Origin of the sequence: Ilumatobacter sp. (assembly GCF_965215205.1) — a bacterium.
Lineage (GTDB): Bacteria > Actinomycetota > Acidimicrobiia > Acidimicrobiales > Ilumatobacteraceae > Ilumatobacter_A.
Window position 1 is genome coordinate 217,668 of record NZ_OZ244049.1, and the last position, 19,797, is coordinate 237,464.

Annotated in this window: 17 protein-coding genes; 5 read left to right on the forward strand and 12 right to left on the reverse strand. The window is 73.0% G+C overall.

What is annotated here, in order from left to right:
- Nucleotides 1-10: 10 nt before the first annotated feature.
- From ACOOHC_RS01235 to ACOOHC_RS01255, 5 genes are all read right to left on the reverse strand, one after another.
- Complete coding sequence (locus ACOOHC_RS01235) at nt 11-679, reverse strand: class I SAM-dependent methyltransferase (protein WP_420452192.1); 669 nt, start codon at nt 677-679, stop codon at nt 11-13.
- Nucleotides 680-1,138: 459 nt separating this feature from the next.
- A complete protein-coding gene (locus ACOOHC_RS01240; RefSeq protein WP_420452193.1) occupies nt 1,139-1,636 on the reverse strand; it encodes a hypothetical protein in 498 nt (165 codons plus the stop codon).
- A gap of 118 nt (nt 1,637-1,754) precedes the next feature.
- On the reverse strand, nt 1,755-1,886 hold the full coding sequence (locus ACOOHC_RS01245; protein ID WP_420452194.1) for a hypothetical protein: 132 nt from the start codon (nt 1,884-1,886) through the stop codon (nt 1,755-1,757).
- 109 nt (nt 1,887-1,995) lie between these two features.
- Entirely contained in the window at nt 1,996-2,538 is a 543-nt protein-coding gene (locus ACOOHC_RS01250; protein ID WP_420452195.1) for a GNAT family N-acetyltransferase, read from the reverse strand.
- Between the two features lie 133 nt (nt 2,539-2,671).
- On the reverse strand, nt 2,672-3,916 hold the full coding sequence (locus ACOOHC_RS01255) for an NAD(P)/FAD-dependent oxidoreductase (protein WP_420452196.1): 1,245 nt from the start codon (nt 3,914-3,916) through the stop codon (nt 2,672-2,674).
- Nucleotides 3,917-4,087: 171 nt separating this feature from the next.
- Here ACOOHC_RS01255 and ACOOHC_RS01260 point away from each other — a divergent pair, with 171 nt between their 5' ends.
- The 3 genes from ACOOHC_RS01260 to ACOOHC_RS01270 all read left to right on the forward strand — a co-directional run bounded on the left by ACOOHC_RS01260 (nt 4,088) and on the right by ACOOHC_RS01270 (nt 10,277).
- On the forward strand, nt 4,088-5,173 hold the full coding sequence (locus tag ACOOHC_RS01260; protein ID WP_420452197.1) for a DUF389 domain-containing protein: 1,086 nt from the start codon (nt 4,088-4,090) through the stop codon (nt 5,171-5,173).
- Nucleotides 5,170-6,465: an ABC transporter substrate-binding protein gene (locus ACOOHC_RS01265; protein WP_420452198.1), complete on the forward strand. Its 1,296-nt coding sequence runs from the start codon at nt 5,170-5,172 to the stop codon at nt 6,463-6,465. Before ACOOHC_RS01260 ends, ACOOHC_RS01265 begins: the two co-directional genes overlap by 4 nt.
- A 152-nt stretch (nt 6,466-6,617) precedes the next feature.
- Nucleotides 6,618-10,277 carry an ATP-binding cassette domain-containing protein gene (locus ACOOHC_RS01270; protein WP_420452199.1) on the forward strand — a complete coding sequence of 1,220 codons (3,660 nt, stop codon included), beginning with the start codon at nt 6,618-6,620 and terminating at the stop codon, nt 10,275-10,277.
- Between the two features lie 15 nt (nt 10,278-10,292).
- Here ACOOHC_RS01270 and ACOOHC_RS01275 read toward each other — a convergent pair whose 3' ends face one another.
- The gene (locus tag ACOOHC_RS01275) at nt 10,293-11,438 is read right to left on the reverse strand and encodes a nitronate monooxygenase (RefSeq protein WP_420452200.1); all 1,146 of its coding nucleotides are present in this window, start codon (nt 11,436-11,438) and stop codon (nt 10,293-10,295) included.
- 150 nt (nt 11,439-11,588) lie between these two features.
- On the opposite strand from ACOOHC_RS01275, the gene ACOOHC_RS01280 reads away from it, so the two are divergent.
- Entirely contained in the window at nt 11,589-12,545 is a 957-nt protein-coding gene (locus tag ACOOHC_RS01280) for a D-2-hydroxyacid dehydrogenase (protein WP_420452201.1), read from the forward strand.
- A gap of 25 nt (nt 12,546-12,570) precedes the next feature.
- Nucleotides 12,571-13,116, forward strand: coding sequence for a protein-tyrosine phosphatase family protein (locus tag ACOOHC_RS01285; protein WP_420452202.1), 546 nt, complete (start codon nt 12,571-12,573; stop codon nt 13,114-13,116).
- Between the two features lie 15 nt (nt 13,117-13,131).
- Here ACOOHC_RS01285 and ACOOHC_RS01290 read toward each other — a convergent pair whose 3' ends face one another.
- The 6 genes from ACOOHC_RS01290 to ACOOHC_RS01315 all read right to left on the reverse strand — a co-directional run bounded on the left by ACOOHC_RS01290 (nt 13,132) and on the right by ACOOHC_RS01315 (nt 19,742).
- Complete coding sequence (locus ACOOHC_RS01290; RefSeq protein ID WP_420452203.1) at nt 13,132-13,428, reverse strand: Dabb family protein; 297 nt, start codon at nt 13,426-13,428, stop codon at nt 13,132-13,134.
- 143 nt (nt 13,429-13,571) lie between these two features.
- The gene (locus tag ACOOHC_RS01295) at nt 13,572-14,501 is read right to left on the reverse strand and encodes a homocysteine S-methyltransferase family protein (RefSeq protein WP_420452204.1); all 930 of its coding nucleotides are present in this window, start codon (nt 14,499-14,501) and stop codon (nt 13,572-13,574) included.
- Nucleotides 14,502-14,596: 95 nt separating this feature from the next.
- Nucleotides 14,597-16,147 carry an ABC transporter ATP-binding protein gene (locus ACOOHC_RS01300; protein WP_420452205.1) on the reverse strand — a complete coding sequence of 517 codons (1,551 nt, stop codon included), beginning with the start codon at nt 16,145-16,147 and terminating at the stop codon, nt 14,597-14,599.
- 25 nt (nt 16,148-16,172) lie between these two features.
- On the reverse strand, nt 16,173-17,366 hold the full coding sequence (locus ACOOHC_RS01305; protein ID WP_420452206.1) for a BMP family lipoprotein: 1,194 nt from the start codon (nt 17,364-17,366) through the stop codon (nt 16,173-16,175).
- A gap of 139 nt (nt 17,367-17,505) precedes the next feature.
- Nucleotides 17,506-18,444 carry an ABC transporter permease gene (locus tag ACOOHC_RS01310; protein ID WP_420452207.1) on the reverse strand — a complete coding sequence of 313 codons (939 nt, stop codon included), beginning with the start codon at nt 18,442-18,444 and terminating at the stop codon, nt 17,506-17,508.
- On the reverse strand, nt 18,444-19,742 hold the full coding sequence (locus ACOOHC_RS01315) for an ABC transporter permease (RefSeq protein ID WP_420452208.1): 1,299 nt from the start codon (nt 19,740-19,742) through the stop codon (nt 18,444-18,446). Before ACOOHC_RS01315 ends, ACOOHC_RS01310 begins: the two co-directional genes overlap by 1 nt.
- Between the last annotated feature and the right edge of the window lie 55 nt (nt 19,743-19,797).

Below are 19,797 nucleotides of genomic sequence, written 5' to 3' on the forward strand. Positions count from 1 at the left end.
CGCGGCGGTCTCACCCTCGCGCCCGCCGTGCGATGAGGATCGCCTGCGGGGTCGTCTCGTGGTCCAGGGCGGCGGCACGGCGGAGATCGAGCACGACCTCGAACCCCTCCCCGTCGAGCGACGTCGCCACCGCGTCGGCGCGGTGGCGGTGGAGCCGCAGCGTCGGTGAGCCGTCGTCGGAGCGCTCCACGACCTCGCCGTCCCCGGCCTGGAACGCGACCAGCATCCGACCCGCGTCGACGAGCACCCGGTCGAACTCGCGCCAGACCTCGCCGAGCCGGTCGAGCGGGGTGGTGATGATCGAGTACCACGACACCACCCCGGCCATCGAGCGGTCGGCGGCGGGCAGGTCGGTGAGCGACGCCACGTCGAAGCGCAGGTCGGGGTGCGCGGTACGGGCCGCCTCGACCATGCGAACCGACACGTCGACGCCTCGGACGTCGAGGCCGTGGTCGGCGAGCAGCCGGGTCACCCGCCCCGGCCCGCAACCCACGTCGATGACCGATCCCCGCACCGCGGTGGCGAGGTCGGTGGCGAAGGCACGCAGGGCCGCGAGGTCGATCGTCGTCTCGAACTCGGCCGAGACCGTCGTGCCCACCGCATCGAGGTAGCGGTCGACCGCGTGGTCGTACGCCTCCCTCGCCATCGCGACGTGGTCGGGCTCGTCCGGGCGGGGCACCGCCGGAGCTTGGCACGGCAGCTCCGGCGCGACGGGTCCGGGCCGCACCGCCGTCGCCGGTCGAGCTCGACCGGTCGTCGCGACCGGTCGAGAGCAGCGGAGGGGTCTGGGCGGGACCACCCGGTCCCGAACTTTTGACCCCCCTGGGGGTCGCCACACTCTCGATCAAGGGTTCGTGCCGACCGTGCGGGTCGCGTTGCCGAGCCTCGCGCCCCACGAGTAGTTGCACGGCGAGCACTCCGGGGCGAACGGCGGCGACGGATCGCCGTCGATCAGGTGACCGGCCGTCCATCGGGCCGGCGTCCCATCACGGTGACGTCTGCGCTTCGGCAGCGTCATCCGGCAGCGCCAGGATCTCGCCGACGGGCAGGCGTACGCCGCCCGGCGGGATCGAGCTGCACGGACGTGGTAGACGCCGCCGTGATGCGCAGCCTTGCGGCCAGCCATCGGGACCCGGCGTCAGGCCCTTGGCAGAAGGTTGTTCAGGATCGGCCGGATGCGCTTGCTGAACTCAAAGACGTGATCGAGACGAAGTCCGCCGAACGTCAGATCAGGGGCGTCGACGCTCCAGATCAAGGTGTCGATGTTGCGGTGTCCAACGAGCCTCTCCAGCTCATCGAACGCTCTTCCTGACCGGGCCTCATCCCAGTGGGCAATGCAGTTCCGTAGGACTCGGACATGCTCCTGCATCTCGGGGGGCATGGTCAGCGCCGGGTGGGCGTCGCGTAGCTGATCGGTCGCTTGCGACAACATTCGAGCCGAGTACACGAAGAAGCGGGCATCGCACAGCGATCGACCGACCAAGGAGCGGTCGGCGGGAGTTCGAGGGGGCGGTAGTTCGGCGAGAGTTTTAACGATCCGCTTGTGCTGAACGATCGTCATCTCTGACCACCGGAACGCCCCGACCAGCGCATCGTGACGTACCGCTACGACCTCTCGCTTCGCCTCGGAACTCATGCGCTACTCCTGAGACGTTCCGAGGCGAACCGCTGACCAATCGCGTGCGACAATAGCCACTCACGGCGCGCCGCGCAGGGACCCCGGGGCGACGCATTTCCCTCATGCCAGGGACACGTCACCAGACCGACAGGACGCGCTCGAGGTGGACCCGGGCGCTGTGCGCCACCGTTCGGTCATGCTCGTCGTCGTCACGAACCCGGGCGTCTTGCAAGTCGGTCGACATATGCACGACGATCTGCGCGGTCATCGGCGGGCGGCGCGGACTGGTCATCGGATGCGTTCCGGGTATGCCGGCCGGTCGAACCGAGACCACTGCTGCGAGCAGCGGAGCTCTCGTCCGGTCCGCAGCTGGGGGTTCAGGTCGTCGACTCGGTGGCGACGTCGCTCCCCGTCGCCGAGGGATCACGGGGGAGGTCTCGGCAGTCGGCGACCATCGTCGGGGAGTCGGCCACCCGCGACACCTCGACGAACCCCACCTGCGAGTACAGCTCGAGGGCCGGGTTGTCGCTCTCGACGCTGAGGCTGAGACGCTGCGCCCCGATCGTGCTCGCCGCGCCCATCAGGGCGACGAGCAGGCGGCGGCCGATGCCCTCGCCGCGCCGCTGCTCGACCACGCCGATCGTCACCTCGGGGACGTCGGCGGCGACGAAGCCGTAACCGCGATCCTCGCCGGTGAAGGTGCGGCACCACGCCGCGCCCACGGGGGTGCCGCGATCGTGGGCGACCACCCCGAGGTCGCCGGGCCGCGGCCACCCGGCGAGGTAGCGCGCGATCGCGTGGTCGTCGAGCACCTCGTCGGCGGATCGGACGTCGGTGCCGGGTCGCCAGTCGGCGGCGATGGCGAGCACCTCGCGCAGGAACGGCTCGTCCGATGCCGTCGCCGGTCGCAGGGACACCACCTCACCAGTCTGGCCCGCCGGCGCGAGCGGTGCTCGAGCGAGGACCGGCTCCGCGGGCGGGGACGCCCGCTCGTGACGGCCGAAGCGGGCCGCTCGGTTCGTGACCCGCCTCGCGCCGCCGAGGTCGCGTCGCTCAGGCGGAGGCGCGCGTGCGGCGCAGGACCGGGTCGGCGAGCCCGAGGCCCTTGTCGGCGGCCCACATCACACGGCCCGCCGCGCCGGGGGTCCGGTCGTCGACGAGGTTGCCCATCACGGCGAGCGTGATGTTCGCGATCGACTCGGTGCTCACCGAGAAGCGCAGCCCGGTCTTGAGGATCCACGGGTGACCGATCAGGAACGAGAACCGGCGTCCGGTGCGCAGGAACGCGTCGAAGCGCCTCCCGACCTCGCGGTCGTAGCGCTCGGGGGCCGTGGCCGGATCGGCGACGAACAGGTCGGCGGCGAGCATCCCCGACTCGAGCCCGTAGTCGATCCCCTCGCCGTTCATCGGGTTGACCAGGCCGGCGGAGTCCCCGATCGCGACCCAACCCGGCCCGTGACGACGCTGCGCCGACATGGGAAGTCGCCACGCACGCGGCTTGGACAGGTTCGGCCCGAGCTGCCAGTCGGGCTCGACGACCCGGCGGTACGACTCGATCATCGAGTTGAGGTTCAGCGACTTGAACCCCTTCATCGTCGACAGCGCGCCGACCCCGATGTTGACGGTGCCGTCCCCGGCGGGGAACATCCAGCCGTAGCCGGGGATCGCCGTGCCCGCCTCGTCGGTCAGCGAGAGCATCGCCTCGAGGTGCTCGTCGTCGTGGCGGGGCGTCTCGGCGTAGGTGCGGATGGCGAGGCCGAACGTCTCGCCCTCGACGCGGGTCGCGCCGAGCACCCGCGCCGCGGCGCCCGGGGGGCCGGCCGCGAGGACGGTGAGGTCGGCCGTGATCCGCGTCGTCGGTCCGGTGGCGTCGTCGCCGGCCGGGCGGGTGTCGACGCCGATGACCCGGTCGCCGTCGAGCACGGGGAGGGCGACGGTCCGGAAGCGGACGTCGGCGCCCGATGCCGTCGCGGCGTCGATCAGCGCGGCGTCGAGGCGTCGACGGGGCCACACCGCGCCGTGGTTCGGGAACCGGTCGGTGGTCGGCCAGTCGAGCTCGCGCGTCGTCGAGCCGGCGATCATCCGAAGCCCGCGGATCCGGTGGGCGTCGGACAGGTCGATGTCGAGGTCGTGCAGCGCGCCGACGGCCCGAGGGGTGAGCCCGTCGCCGCACACCTTGTCGCGGCCGTGCTCGCCCTTCTCGAGGACCACGACCGTCGCCCCCTGCCGGGCGGCGCGGATGGCCACGGCCGCTCCGGCCGGGCCGCCACCGATCACGGCGATGTCGACGTGCTCCACCCCGACACGGTGCCCGGAACCCGGGCCGATTCCTCCCCGGCCACGTCGCGGGTGCGTCGGTCCGGTCGTGTCGCAGGCCGCCCGGTGGACGGGAGGCGCCGGGTGTCCGAGCCCGTCTCGCGACGGATCCATCGTGGCGAGCACCACCCCCCGACGCAGTACGGTCGCCTCGTGACGACCGGCGAGCGTTCGACGGGCCCGGCGCCGGCGGGGGCGCGTGGGCGATCCCAGACCGCGATCGGCGGGGCGGCCCGCTGGGTGGGATCGGTGCTCCCGACCGAGCCCGACGCCGACGCCCGTCGGTCGGTCGACGAGCTGATCCCGCACCAGGGACCCGCGCTGCGCGACTTCCTCGTCCGGTTCTGCGCGCTGATCGCCCTGTCGGCGTCGATCGCGTCGTTCGGGCTGCTGTCGGACTCGGGTGCCGTCGTGATCGGGGCGATGCTCGTGGCACCGCTGATGACGCCGATCATGGCGGCGGCCGCCGCCACCGTCACCGCCGACGACCTGCGGCTGGCGCGCTCGCTCGGCGTGATCGTCGTCGGCACCGCCCTCGCCGTCGCGTTCGGGTGGGCGGTGAGCCTGCTGGCGGGTGGATCCGTCATCGACGTCAGCGCGCTGCCCGCGGAGATCCGCGGACGCACCTTCCCCGGTCTGCTCGACCTGGGCGTGGCGATCACCGCCGGGGCGGCCGGCGGCTACGTGCAACCACGACGCTCGGCCATCTCGGCGCTGCCGGGGGTGGGCATCGCCGTCGCGCTCGTCCCTCCGCTGGCCACGGCCGGGATCACCCTCGAGCTCGGCCTCGTCGACGAGGCCGCCAACGCCGTCCTGCTGTACCTCACCAACCTCGCCGCGATCGTGTTCGCAGCGGGGCTGGTGCTCGCGGTCAGCGGGTTCCGTCCCCCGGCCACGCTGCGGCGCGGGGTGCTGCGCCGACGGGTGCTCGTGACGGCGCTCGCCGTCGCTGCCGTCGCCGTCCCCCTGTTCCGGCACACCGCGTCCACCGTGCGCGACATGCGGTTGCGCAGCTCGGTCGTCGAGTCCGTCGAGGACTGGCACGACGAGGCGCGGATCGTCACCCTGTCGGCCGAGACGAGCGGCGGGACGGCCGACGTCGAGCTGGTCGTCGTCGGTGTCGGCGAGTCGCCGCCGGCGTGGTCGCTCGCCCAGCGGATCCGCGACCGCGTCGACGGCCCCGTGGAGCTGCGGCTGCTGTACCAGAGCGACGAGCTGTCCGTGGTGTCGGCGCGGTGAGGCGCACGGCGCTGCTCGCGGCCGCGACGTCCGCTCTCGTCGCGGTCGGGTGCGCGGATGCCCGCCCCCCGAGCGACGAGGGCGCGGGCGACGGTTCGATCGAGGTCTTCGGACCGTGGCTCGGAGCCGACGCGGACGCGTTCGCGGACTCCGTCGAGGGCTTCGTGGAGCGGACCGGGATCGAGGTCCGCTACACCGGCAGCCTCGATGTCGTGTCGGACCTGCGCGGTCGCCTCGACGGAGCGCTCGCCCCGCCCGACGTCGCGGTGATCCCCCAGGCCGGGTTCGTCGACGACCTCGCGGCGCAGGAGGCGATCGTCGCGTTCTCCGACGACGTCGCGACGGCGGTCCGGGCCGACTTCCCCGACTCCACGCTGGAGGTCGACGACGCCGGGGAGCTGCGGGCGTTCCCCTACCGGACGGTGGTGAAGTCGCTCGTGTGGCACCGCCCCGACCTCTTCGCCCAGCGGGGGTGGTCGGTGCCGCGGTCGCTGGACGAGCTGACCGCCCTGGTCGAGCTCGTCGAGACGTCGTCGGACCTCGCGCCGTGGTGCTTCGGGGTCTCCTCCGGCGACGACACCGGGTGGCCCGCGACCGACTGGGTCGAGGACCTGGTCGTGCGGCGCGCGGGTGCCGAGGTGTACGACGAGTGGCGTCGCGGGGAGCGCGGCTTCTCCGACCCCGCGATCCGCTCGGCCCACGAGGAGTTCGCCGACCTCGTGCTCTCCGGTGGGCGGTCGGCCGGCGGAGCGACCCGGGTGCTCGGCACGGAGCTGGGTTCGATCCCCGGTCCGCTCCTCGACGACGAACCGGGGTGCGCGATGTTCAAGCAGGCGAGCTTCGCCACGGTGTGGTTCGACGACGACGTCGAGATCGGCCCGGACGGTGACGTCGACGTCTTCGTGCTGCCGGGCGTCGACCCGGACGCTCCGGCGCCGATCATCGTCGGGAACGACTCCGTGGTGCAGTTCGTCGACGCCGACGCGGTGGACCGGTTGGTGGCCTACCTCGCGTCGCCCGAGGGAGCGGCCGCGTGGGCGCGCCGAGGCGGCTACCTGAGCAGTCGCTCGTCCATCGACGTGGACCGCTACCACCAGCCCGAGGACCGGCGCCTCGCCAGGCTGCTCGCGCAGCGCCGGACGATGCGCCCGGACGCCTCCGACGGGTTCGCCTCGTCCTACCGCGACGAGGTGCTCGAACGGACCACCGCGTGGATCGCCGGCGCGATCGAGCTCGACGAGCTCGTGGCGGACCTCGACGGGGCTCGCCCACCGGAGACCGGCGGCGGGTGACGTCGGGCGGCCCCGTCGCCCCCACCCCCTCTCCGCGACGTGAGCGCACCACGACGGCCGGTGGTCCGCCGGTCCGCTCCGTTCTCGACTGATCGGCCGGACGACGGAAACCCACGTTCGAGGGGCCGTCCCCCCGACCTAGCGTCGGGTGGATGACGACGGCCACCGCCGGTCGCGAGCTCGGGTGGCGCCGCCTCCGGGGTCGGGCGACCGTCCTCGCGCTCACGGCGTCGGCCGTGGGGGCGATCGGTGCGGCGCTCGGCACCGTCGTCGTGGGACGGCTCGCGGAGCGCCCGTCGTGGACGCTCGTCGGGCTCCTCGCCGCCTGCGTCGTCGGTGCGGGGGTGCTCGACACCGCCGGTCGCACGATCTGGAGCGCGGTGGTCGACCGAGCCGAGGGCCGCGCGCGGGTCGACCTCCTCGACGCCGTGATGCACCAGACGCTGACGGATCTCGAGGAGCAGCCCGTCGGTGAGATCCTCGACCGGGTCGACGACGACACCCACGAGACCGGGTCGCTGCTGCGCAACAGCGGTTGGGTCGTGATCCGCCTGGCGCTCGGGGCGATCCCGCTGCTCGTCGTGGCCGGCCTCACCTGGACCCCCGCCTGGTTCCTGTTCCCGGCGACGGCGGCGCTGGTGTTCCTCGTCGTGCGTGGCCTCCTCGGCCCGGTCGCCGAGCTGCGGGTGATCGAGGAGGCCGCCTGGAGCGACCACGCCGCCGCCATGGAGGAGGGGGTGGCCGCGCGCGACGACCTGCGCACCAGCCTCGGGCAGGGCTTCGTCGTGCGCCGCAGCGCCCAGCTCGCCGCCGTCGTCCACGCACGCTTCTCCGAGGTGCTCGAGCTCGACGTGCGGATGACCCGCCGGTCCGGGCTCGTCCTCCACGGCCTGCTCGCGACGACCGTTGTGGTCGGCGTGGCGGCGCTCGCCGGGGACGCCGGCTCGATCGCCACCCTCGTGACGTTGTTCGCGGTCACCAGCACCTTCGTCGGCCAGGTCGCCCGTGCGACGCACCAGCTCCCCGACATTCAGGCCGGGGTCGGCGCCGTGACGCGCCTGCGATCCGTCCTCGCCGCCCCCGCGGAGGCGGTGGGCGGGCTCGGCCTCGGCCACGACCGCCTCGACGTGGAGTTCCGTGACGTGCGGTTCTCCTACGACGACGGGCCGTTCGCGCTCGACGGTGTCACCTTCACGGTCCCGGCCGGCACCACGTGCGCTCTCGTCGGGCGCAGCGGTTCGGGCAAGTCGACGCTGGCGTCGCTGCTGTCGCGCGCCGTCGACCCCGACCCCGGGACGGTCTTCGTCGGTGGCGTCGACGTGCTCCACCTCGACCTCGACGTGCTGCGGTCGGCGGTCGGCGTCGTCACCCAGCGCACCGAGATCATCGCCGGAACGCTCGCCGAGAACATCGCGCTGTTCGCCGACGTCCCCCGGTCGCGGATCGAGGCCGCCCTCGACGAGCTCGGCCTCTCGGCGTGGGTGGGGCGGCTCCCCGACGGCCTCGACACCGAGCTCGGCCCGGGCGGGACCGCCCTGTCGGCCGGGGAGGAGCAGCTCGTCTCGTTCGCCCGCCTGCTGGTGCGCGACGTCGGGATCATCGTGCTCGACGAGGCGACGGCGCGCATGGACCCGATGACCGAAGCGGCGGTCGTGCGCGCGTCGCGTCGCCTCCTCGAGGGGCGGACCGGCCTGGTCGTCGCCCACCGGTTGCAGACGACCGAGCGCGCCGGAGCGGTCGCCGTGTTCGACGACGGTCGGGTCGTGCAGCACGGCGCCCGCTCCGAGCTCGCCGCGACCGACGGGGCGTTCCGGCGGCTCCTCGACAGCGCCGCCGGTGCCGACGACGCGACGTCGACCGCGGTCGCCGGCGACGGCGCCACGGACCGATCGGACGGCGGTCTCGTCGCCGGTGGCCCCGGGTCCGGCTCCGGCGGCGGGGCGAGCCGCTCCGCGCCGTCGGCTGGATCCGGGGGATCGAGCGCGGACGGCCGGCGGGGTCCCTCGTCGGCGAACCCGGTGCCCGCATCGGGATCGACGGCGCTCGCCGAACGCCCCGAGGTCGTGGCCACGGGCGCGATCGGCGCCGTGCGGCGCGTCGGGACGCCGCCGCCGGAGCGTCGGACCGGATCGGGTCCGGGGCTGGCGCGTGGGACGTGGAGCGCGATCCGCATCCACCCCCGGTGGGGCCTCGCCGGGGTGGTGCTGTTCCTGGCGGCGTCGATCACGGGCGCGCACGGCGCGCTCACCGGGTGGTCGTGGGGTCGCCTCGTCGTCGAGCTCGAAGCCGGGCGCGACGCGCCCCTGCTCGTGGTGGCCGTGGTGGCCTCGCTGCTGTGCGCGCCGTTCCTCCTCGGCGAGGCGATCGACCGCTACCCCAAGTGGTGGATCGCGGTGATGCTGCGCGTCCGCACCTCGGTGCTCGTCGGCCAGACCCGCCAGGATCGCCTCGCGCCGACCCCGCCCGGCGAGGTCGTGGCACGGGCGATGGATTCCGACCGCTTCGCCCGCTACGCCGACCGCTGGGTCGACTTCGCGAACGGGCTGGTGATCGCGCTCGTGACCGCGATCGCCGGGGGGAGCGTGCTCGCCGGGGCCGTGCTGATCTCGGTCATGGTCGCCAGCGCGACCGTGTCCGCGGTCGGAGCACCGTCGGCCGGGCGCTCGGCCGCCGCTTCGTCGACCGCCCGGGCGCGCTTCGGGCGCTCGCTGGTGTCGTCGCTCGACTCGATCCGCACCGTCAAGCTCGCGGGCGCGACCCCCGACGTCCACCGCCACCTGCGCGCCGTCGACGAGCAGCGCATCGGCGCCGCGGTCCGCGAGCACCGGATCCAGGCGATCCTCGACGGTCTCCCCCACGTGCTCGTCCAGGCCGGCGTCGTGGCGGCGTGGGCCGTCCACGTCGCCGGCGGGTGGGGGCTCGGAACGGCTCTGCTGGTGTCCGGGGCGGTCAGCGGGTTCGACTGGTTCGGGCGGGTCGCGGGTGCGGTCATCACCGAGGCGCCCGGGGTGCGTGCGTGGCAGGCCGAGACGTGCCGCCTCGCCGCGGGCGACGATCTGATGACGGTGCCGGCCGGGGTGGACCTGGTGTCGGGCGACGCGCCGGGGGCCGAACCGACCGTGGGCGGGGAGTTCGGCGAGCTCGCGGTGGCGGGCTTCTCCGCCGTCCACGACGACGGGACGATCGGAGCCCACGGCATCGACCTGCGGGTCCGGCGCGGCGAGCTGGTCCTGCTGCTCGGAACGGTCGGATCGGGCAAGTCGAGCCTGCTCTCGGCTCTCGCCGGGCTCGTGTCGTCGACCGGGCAGGTGCGCTGGGACGGCGTCGAGATCGAGGATCGCGAGCGGTTCCTGCGGCCCCCTCGGGTCGCTCACGTCGCGCAGGTGCCACGGGTGCTGTCGGGGACGTTCGCCGACAACGTCCACCTCGGTCACGACCGTGCGGTCGCGCCGGCGATCGCCGGAGCCCGGCTCGGCCGCGACGTCGCGGATGCCGGCGGCGTCCACGCGGTGATCGGCCACCGCGGCGTGCGGTTGTCCGGCGGTCAGGTGCAGCGGCTCGCGCTCGCTCGCGCTCTCGCCGTGAGCGCCCACGTGCTGATCGCCGACGACGTGTCGTCGGCGCTGGACGCGGCCACCGAGGTCGAGCTGTGGGAGTCGCTGCGCGAGCGGGGCCTGACCGTCATCGGGTCCACGTCGAAGCGCGCCGCCCTCGCACGTGCCGATCGGGTGGTGGTGATGGTCGACGGCGAGATCGCCGCGACCGGGCCGTGGGACCGTCTCGCTCCCGCGTGGGGCCACCTCGCCGGCTGACGTCCCCCGGGTCGCTCAGACCTCGAGCTGGCGGGAGAGCGACTCGACCGACTCGATGAACTCCTCGACCATCTCCATCACGACCGCGCCCGCCGACTTCGGCTGGTTCATCGAGCCGACGATCTGGCCGACGAAGTAGTTGACCAGCTTCTCGGCGCCCGACCCCGAGGTGCGCGCGGCGCGCGCGATGCGTCGCTGGGCGGTCCCGGTGAGGATCGGCTGCAGCGGCATGCCGAGCGGGTCGGGGGTGTCGGAGCGGTCCCACTCCTCGGTCCAGCTCGACTTGAGCATCCGGGCGTGCTTGCCGGTCAGCGAGCGCGAGCGGATCGTGTCGGCCGAGGTCGCCGCGAGGAACTTCTCCTTGACCACGGGGTGCGTCTCGGCCTCGTTCGTGGTCAGCCACACCGAGCCGCACCACACGCCCTCGGCGCCGAGCGCCATGGCAGCGGCCATCTGCCGCCCGCGACCGATCCCGCCCGCACCGAGGACCGGCACGTCGACGGCGTCGACGATCTCCGGGATGAGCACCATCGACCCGATCTCGCCCGTGTGGCCGCCGGCCTCGGAGCCCTGGGCGATGATCAGATCGACACCGGCCGCCTGGTGGCGCTCGGCGTGCTGGGGTCGACCGGCGAGGGCGCCGATCAGCTTGCCCTCCTCCTTGCACCGGTCGATCAGGAACTGCGGAGGCGGGCCGAGCGCGTTCGCGACGAACGACGTGCGGTGGGCCAGGGCGATGTCGAGCTGGGGCATCGCGTTCTTCGCGCTGAACGGCGCGTTGCCGCCGCTGCCCTCACTGGCCGTGTTCGAGCGGGTGTCGTCACCGTCAGGCAGTTCGGGGACGTCGTAGCGGGCGAGGATGTCGTCGATGAACTCGCGGTGGGTGTCGGGGATCAGCTGGGCGATGTCGTCGAGGGTGTAGCCGCCGTCACCATCGCCCGCGTACTTCGCCGGCACGATGAGGTCGACTCCGTAGGGCTGGCCGTTCAGCTCGTCCTCGATCCAGGCGAGGTCGATCTCGAGCTGCTCGGGGGTGTGCGAGACCGCCCCCAGGACGCCGAGACCACCGGCCTTGGAGACCGCCGCGACGACGTCGCGGCAGTGGCTGAAGGCGAGGATCGGGAACTCGATGTCGAGCAGTTCGGTCGCAGCGGTCTTCATCGGCCCATCCTCACACCCGGCCCGCCCCCGCAGCGAACCCCCGCCGCTCCGACGCCGGGCGAGCGCGGAGCTCGCCTCCGGTGAGACGCCACGCTCGGTCGGGGAGGGGTCGAGACGACCGGCGTCACCCCGGCGTGCGACACTCCACACGTGAGCGACGTGTTGTTCTGCACCGATGTGTTCGCCGAGGAGCACCGCGATCGGCTCGCGTCGATCGCCCCCGACCTGGAGCTGGTCGAGCTCGTCGCGGACGAGCCGGTGTCCCCGGAGGACATCGAGCGCATCACCATCGCGTTCTTCTCCCACGACGCGTGGCCGGAGCGGGCCGAGCGCTGGTTCGGGGTGGCGACGCGAGCGGGAGCGCTCGAGTGGTTCCACACCATGTCGGCCGGTGTCGACAGCCCGGTGTTCACGTCGTTCGTGGAGCGTGGCGTCGTGCTCACCAACTCCTCCGGGGCCAGCGCTCCGCCGATCGCACGCACCGTGATGATGTACCTGCTGGCGCTGAGTCGAGACCTCCCGGCGATGGTCCGTGCGCAGGATCGCGGCGACTGGGAGTGGCGCAGGTGGATCGAGCTCGAGGGGCGATCGATCGCGATCGTCGGATGGGGTCCGATCGGCGTCGAGTGCGCCCGGCTGGCCGATGCGTTCGGGATGGAGCCGACGATCGTGCGGCGCGCGGCGCGCGGTGGCGAACCCCACCCGGTCCGCCCGCTCGACGACCTCGTGTCGATCGCCGCCGACCACGACGTGGTCGTCGTGGCGCTCCCCTTGACCGACGAGACGGAGGGGATCGTCTCCGCCGAGGTGATCGACGCGATCGGTGCGGACGGGCTGCTCGTCAACGTCGGGAGGGGTGAGCTCGTTGACCAGGCGGCGCTGGCCTCGGCCCTGGTGGACGGGCGCCTGGGCGGAGCGGGCGTGGACGTGACCACCCCCGAGCCGCTCCCGTCGGACGACCCGCTGTGGTCGGCGCCGAACGTCATCATCACCCCGCACAACTCGGGGTCGACGGACGGCACCGGTCGCCGTTCGAACGAGATGTTCCTCGCGAACCTCGAGCGCCGCGTCGCAGGCGACGATCTGGTCGACGTCGTCCGACCGTGAGCGCGCACGGCGAGCACCACCTCCGGTGCGCGCGGTCCGGTCCGTCGACGCGGAGGCGGCGGTGACCTGGCCGGGAGGGCGTTCGCACGACGGTGGCCTCGACGAGATCACCGTCCCCGAGCACGTGCCCGGGCGCGTGTTCCTCTGCGGCAAGCACGTGGTCGGCCCGGATCCCGAGGGCGTCAGGCAGCGACTCGGGGGGGACGTGGTCGTGGTCTGCTTCAACCAGCGCGCCGACATCGCGCGCTACGACGGCTACGCCGACTGGCTCGCGACCTCGCCCGACGCCCGCTGGTACGAGATCCCCGACCTCCACGCCCCGCGGATCGACGAGGCGATCGGGATCCTCGACGGGATCGTCGGGCTGCTGCGCGACGGGCGGACGGTCGTGATGCACTGCTCGGCCGGCATCGGGCGCGCCGGCACGATGGCGGTGGCGGTGCTGATGGCGCTCGGCGTGCCCACCGAGGAGGCGCTGGCCACGGTCGCGTCGCAGCGCCCCGGGGCCGGGCCGGAGGTGGGGGCTCAGCGCGATCTGCTCGATGCGCTCGATTCCCACCTCGCACGCTGACCAGCGCGCCTCGGATCAGTCGAGCTCGAACTGCACGCCCACCCGGCGGCTGACGTGGGGTCGGATCGTGGTGGCGATCAGGTCCTGGTGATCGGGGTGGTCCCGGTACGCCGCGTAGGCGTCGGCGGTCGAGAAGTCGGCGACGATAGCGTAGTCGAGGTTCCCTTCGGCGAGCCCGAGATCGGCTCCGTGGCGGTACGCCTCGATGCCGTCGACGACGTGGGCCATGCGGTCGAGACCCGAAGCGATCTCGGCGACGTCGTCGGCCGTGACGTCGTCGTTCCAGGCGAACAGGACGGTGTGGCGCAGCATGGGCTCAGTCTGCCAGCCCGCCCGTCCCCCCTCTGGCGTGCCCTCCCCGTGCCTTCCCCGTCTGACGCCAGCGGTACTCGTACCGTTTCCGTCTGACGCAAGGGGTGCTCGTACCGTTTCCGTCTGACGCCGGAGGTACTCGGTCAGGCGGGCGGGGGAGGGGTGGGGGCGAAGCGGGCGGCGAGGGCGGCGATGTGCTCGGGGTACATGTCGCAGCAGCCGCCGACGATCGTCGCCCCGTCGTCGACCCATCCGGCCACGAAGTCGGCGTAGCGCTCGGCCGTCAGCTCGGACCGACGCTCGAACACCACGGACCTCGCGCTGTACCCGTCCTCGCGCGACGCGGGGAACGCGTTGGCGTACGCCCCGGTGCGCACCGTCGATCCGATCTCGGCCAGCCCCCCGCGCAGCTCGACGAGCGCGGGGCCCGTCTGCTCGGGCAGCGAGCAGTTGAACAGCACCGCGTCGACCCGATCCCCCCGCCGAGCGATCGCGTCGACGATGCGCGACGGGGTCTCCCCCGAGCGCAGGGCGATCCCCTCCGCCGCCCACGATTCGGGCAGGGTGAACGCGATCCACACCGGTCCGTCCGCCCCGATCGCGTCGAGTGCGTCGAGGACGGCGTCCATCTCGGCGATCGAGCTCAGCGTCTCGGCGAGCCAGAGGTCGACGTGCTGGTGGAGGGCGCCGGCGATGTCGCGGTACAGCGGGGATCCCCGGTCGACGTCGAACGCATCGGGCTCGTACGACCCGAACAGGGGCGGCATCGAACCGGCGACCAGCACCTCGTGGTCGGCGCCGTCGGCGGCCTCGCGAGCGAGCCTGCCCGCCAGGTCGGTCAGCTCGATGCCGCGCCGGGCGAAGAAGTCGTCGTCGTGGTGGTACGGGACGACGGCGTAGTTGTTGGTCGTGATCACCGTCGCGCCGGCGTCGATGAAGTTGCGGTGGGCCCGCACGACCGCCTCGGGCGCCTCGATCAGCGCGAGCGACGACCACTCCGGTTGGCGGAACGGCGCCCCGATCCGCCGCAGCTCCTTGCCCATGCCGCCGTCGAGGATCGTGATGTCGTGCACGCTGCGACGCTACGGGCGCGCCGGGCGCCGTCGCTCGGCGGGCGCGCACCCCACGTCGAGCAGACCGTCGGTGGCGACGTCCGATCCGGGACCGCTCAGTTCGGCGCGGTCACGCCCGACATCAGCAGCCCGATGCGGTTGACGTCGAACTCCCGGCGCTCGAGCTCGCCCATCACCTCGCCCTCGAGGAGCACGATGATGCGGTCGGACAGCTGCACGACCTCGTCGAGGTCCTCGGAGATCAGCAGGATCGCGGCACCCTGCGACCGCTTCTCCAGGAGCTGCTCGTGGATGTACTCGGCGGCTCCGATGTCGACGCCGCGCGTCGGCTGGGCGACGACGAACGCGGTCGCGTCCGAGCTGAACTCGCGCGCGATCACGACCTTCTGGATGTTCCCGCCCGACAGGTTGCGCGTCGCGGTCCCGAGGTCGGGGGTCTTCACCCGGTACCGGCCCACCAGCTCAGAGCATCGACGGGCGATCGCGCCGCGGTCGAGCAGGCCGGCGCGGGCGTACGGCTCGCGGTGGTAGTCGACCAGCATCAGGTTCTCGGCGACGGTGAAGTCGGCGACGGCGCCGTCGCGCATCCGTTCCTCGGGGACGTACGCGAGACCCATCGAGCGGACCGCGCTCGGGGTCGGAGTGGAGGTCCACTCGCCGCCGACCCGCACGCGCCCCGAGCGGATCGGTCGCAGCCCGAAGATCGCCTCGGCGAGCTCGCGCTGGCCGTTGCCGGACACCCCGGCGACCCCGACGATCTCGCCCGAGCGCACCTCGAGCGACAGGTCCTCGACGGCGAGGTCGCCCCGGTCGCCCATCACGTCGAGCGATTCGACGGTGAGCTGGGCCTCGCCGGGCGTCCGCTCGACGACGGTGCGCGTCAGCTCCACGGGTCGCCCGACCATCATCTCGGCCAGGCCCCGCCGGTCGACCTCGCTCGGGCGGGCGGTCCCGGCGACGCGCCCGTCGCGCAGGACCGTGATCTCGTCGGAGAGCTGCATCACCTCGTGCAGCTTGTGCGAGATGAAGACGAGGCCGCAGCCGTCGGCGGTGAGCTGGCGCAGGGTGGCGAACAGGTCGTCCACCTCGGGCGGGGTGAGCACGGCGGTCGGCTCGTCGAGCACCAGCACCCGGGCGTCGCGGTAGAGCGCCTTGAGGATCTCGGCGCGCTGGCGCTCGCCGACCGCGAGCTGCCACACCTGCGCGTCGGGGTCGACGTGCAGGCCGTAGCGCTCGGAGACCTCGGCGAGGCGCCGCTTGACGGGACCCATGTCGGCGCGACCCCGGCGACCGCCGAGTCCGAGCGCGACGTTCTCGGCGACGGTCAGCGTCGGCACCAGCATGAAGTGCTGGTGGATCATCCCGATCCCGCGGGCGATCGCGTCGGACGGCGAGGCGATCCGCACCTGCTCTCCTGCGAGGTGGATGCTGCCCTCGTCGGGCTGGTGCAGCCCGTAGAGGATCTTCATCAGGGTGCTCTTGCCGGCACCGTTCTCGCCGAGGAGGGTGTGGACGCGACCCGACCGCACCGACAGGTCGATCCCGTCGTTGGCGACGACGCCGGGGAAGCGCTTGGTGATCCCGCGCATCTCCAGCATCGGCGGCCCGTCGGCCGTGCCGGCGGGTTCGGGCGGGTCGTGGTCCATCACGTCCTCCTCGACGAGCGACGGCTCAGCTGACGCCGGTCGTGATGGAGCCGTCGACCAGCCCGGCGACCGCCTCGTCGGCGGCGGTGCGCACGTCGGCGGGCAGATCGAAGTCGTCGTTGTACTCCATCTCGAGACCGCCGTTCTCGAAGCTCAGGGTGAAGGTCTCGCCGCCGACGGTGCCCGACGCGAGGGAGTCGATGATCTCGCTCAGCACGACCTCCCAGTGGTACACCTGCGAGGCCACGACGATGTCGGGCCCGAGCGGCGTCTGGTCGGACTGGGTGCCGAACCACGCGATGCCGGCCTCCTGGGCGACGCCGGTCGCTCCGACCACCATCTGCGCGGTGCCGGTGAGGACGTCGGCGCCGGACTCGACGAGGGCGTTCGCGGCCTCGGACGCGAGGGCGACGTCGCTGAACGACTCGATGTAGTTCACCGTGACGGAGACGGCGGGGTCCTGCGCCGCGACGCCGGCCTCGAAGCCGTCGACGTAGAGCTTCGCGTCGCCGACCTCGATCGGGCCGACCACGCCGATCGTGTCGGACTCGGTGAGCTGGGCGGCCATGACGCCGTTGACGTAGCCGCCCTCGTCGGCTCGGGTGGTGTAGGCGAACACGTTGTCGAGGCCGAACGTGTCGACCGACGTGCCCCACGCGAACGACGTGTCCGGGAAGTCGGGCGCGATCTCCTGGAGCGGAGCGCCGTACTGGGAGCCGTGGGCGATCACGAGGTCGACGCCGTCCTCGGCGTAGCCCCGGATGGCGGCGGCGGCGTCCTCCACGACGAAGGTGCCGTCGGTGATCTGCACGTCGACGTCGGTGTCGAGGCGGTCGACGGAGTCGACGATCGACTGGGTGAACGCGAGGTCGTTGCTCGCGCTCGGAGCGACGATGCCGATCCGCGTCGTCCCCGACGCCGCATCGTCGTCGGACGACACGCCGGCCCCGTCGAGCGCGCTGTCGACGGTCTCGACGACGTCGGAGACGACGTCGTCGACCGAGTCCGCGACGTCGGGGTCGACGGTGCCGGTCACGTCCTCGACCGAGTCGACCACGTCGGACGCGGCCTCGTCGATCCCGTCGCTGCCGCAGGCGCTCGCGACGAGGGCGAGCGCCGCGACCGCACCTGTGGCGCGTGTCGTGGTGGAGCGCCCCGCGCGGGTGGCACGGGCGCCTCGTCCTGCTCGGGTCGTGGTGGTGGTTCGTCGGGTGGTCATGCGCGGGTCCTCCCCCTGCGTCGGTGTTCGGTGTCGGTTGGACTGCTGGCGGCCGGGCGGGTGCCGCTCGGACGGGAGCCGCTCGGGCGGGTGCGGCTCGGGCGGGTGCCGCTCGGACCGGTGGCGGTCGGGTGCCGTGTCACGACGTCGCCCGATCGAAGGGGCGTGTGAGCGCGGCGGGGGCGGCGATCCGGCGGCTGACGATCACGAGCACCACGATCGTGAGCACCGCGGGAGCCATCGCGAGCAGGCTCGACGACGCCCCTTCGACGATGCCGAGCGTCTTGAGGCGCAGCACGGTGGCCGAGACGATCCCGAACAGCAGCGCGCCGGCCATCACCCCGCCCGGGCGCCAGGCACCGAAGTAGACGAGCGCGATGGCGATGAAGCCCTGTCCGGCGGTCAGGTTCTGCTGGAAGATCGCGACCTCGAGCGCGAGGGAGCCACCGGCGAGCCCGGCCATCATGTTGCCGATCAGGATCGTCTGGGTGCGGATGCGCGCGACGCTCACGCCGAGGGTGTCGGCCGCCTCGGGGGTCTCGCCGACCGCTCGCAGGTCGAGCCCGAAGGTCGTCTCGTTGACGACGTACCACGCGATGGGGACGAGGAGGAACGCGACGTAGACGAGGGGGCTGTGCTGGAAGAGGACCTCGCCGATCCACGGGATGTCGGACAGCAGCGGCACCTCGACCGCGCTGAGCTTCGGGACCGGCGTCGGGGTGCCGACCTGCTTCTGGAACACGAGGTCGGTGAACCCGAGCCCGAACAGGAAGATCCCGATCCCGCTGATGCCCTGCTCGGCGTGCATCACCACGGTCATGAACGCGTAGACGAGGCCCATCACGAGACCGACGCCGAGGGCCACGCCGATCGCGAGCAGGGTGCTGCCCGTGCGCAGCTTGGTGAAGTAAGCGCCGAACGCGCCGATCAGCATCACGCCCTCGACGCCGAGGTTGAGCACCCCGCTGCGCTGGCCGATCGCCTCGCCGAGCGCGGCGAGGAGGAACGGCGTGGCGAGCCGGATGCCCGACGCGAGGGTGGCGACCAGCACCGAGGCCGTGAAGAACTCGCTCCACATCACACGACCGCCGCCCCGGCGCGCTCCGCGCCCTCGTCGGCCGCCGTGACGGCGGCATCGGTGCGACGTGGCGGGGGCGCGCCCGATCCGTCGCGGTCGTCGGGTCCGGTGCGGCCGCCGTGCCGGCCGGCCCAGCGCTCGAGGCGCGAGCGCAGCTTGAGGCTGGCCACCACGAACACGACCACGACGCCGTTCAGCGCGACGATCAGCGCCGCGGGCACCTGCAGCTCCTGCTGGAGGCGGATCCCACCGGTGAGCATGCCCCCGAAGAAGAACGCCGCGGGGATCGTGGCGAGGGGGTGCAGCGCGCCGAACAGCGCGGCGACGATCCCGTTGAACCCGGCGCTCTGGGTGAACGACGCCGCACCGCCCTCGCCGATCAGGCGGTGGGACTCGCTGCCGATCACGAGGATCGCGCCGGCGATCCCGGCGCACGCCCCGCTGAAGGCCATCGCCTGCACGATGCTGCGGTCGACGGTCATCCCTGCGTAGCGCGACGCATCGGGGTTGTGCCCGACCGATCGCAGGCGCATGCCCGGCGAGCTGCGGAACAGCAGCACGTACCCGGCGACGGCGACGACCACGGCGATCACCACCCCGAGGTGGAGCCGGGTGCCGCCGGGGAGGAGCGGGAGGTGCGCGTTCGGGTCGAGGCGCTCGGTCTGCTGGATGCGGATCGCACCCTCCTCGATGAGCAGGTCCTGCAGCAGGAAGCTCAGCAGCTGGGCGGCGACGATGTTCATCATGATCGTCGAGAGGATCTCGCTGACCCCGGCGTACGCCTTCAGCGCTCCGGGGATCGCTCCCCACAGCGCGCCACCGAGGGCGCCGGCGACGAGGACGGTCGGCACGAGCAGGGCGCGCGGCGTCGCGGGGATCGCCAGCGCGACGACCGTCGACACGATCGCCCCGGCGATGATCTGGCCCTCCCCGCCGATGTTGATGACACCGGTGCGGAAGGCGATGCAGATCCCGACGCCCACGAGCAGGAGCGGCATCGCCTTCAGCGCGGTGTCGGCGAGCGCATCCCACCCTCCGAAGGCCCCGTCGAACAGCGCCGCGTAGCCGCGCAGCGGGTTCGTCCCCAGCGCGAGCAGCATGATCGCACCGACCGCGAGGGCCGCGACGACGGCTCCGAGCGGCACGACGAGCGCCGTGAGCGGGCCGATCGAGCGCGCGGACCGGGGCCGGGTGGACGTGGGGACCGGGTCGCCCGGACCGGTGGGGCGGCCCCGGGCGGCCGTCTCCTCGTCGCCGATCGCGACCGGATCGTGACGGTGTGTGGGTGCGGTGGGCATCGACGGGACGGTCGCCGCCGGCATGGGCCACCGGGACGAGCACAGCCTAGGAAAA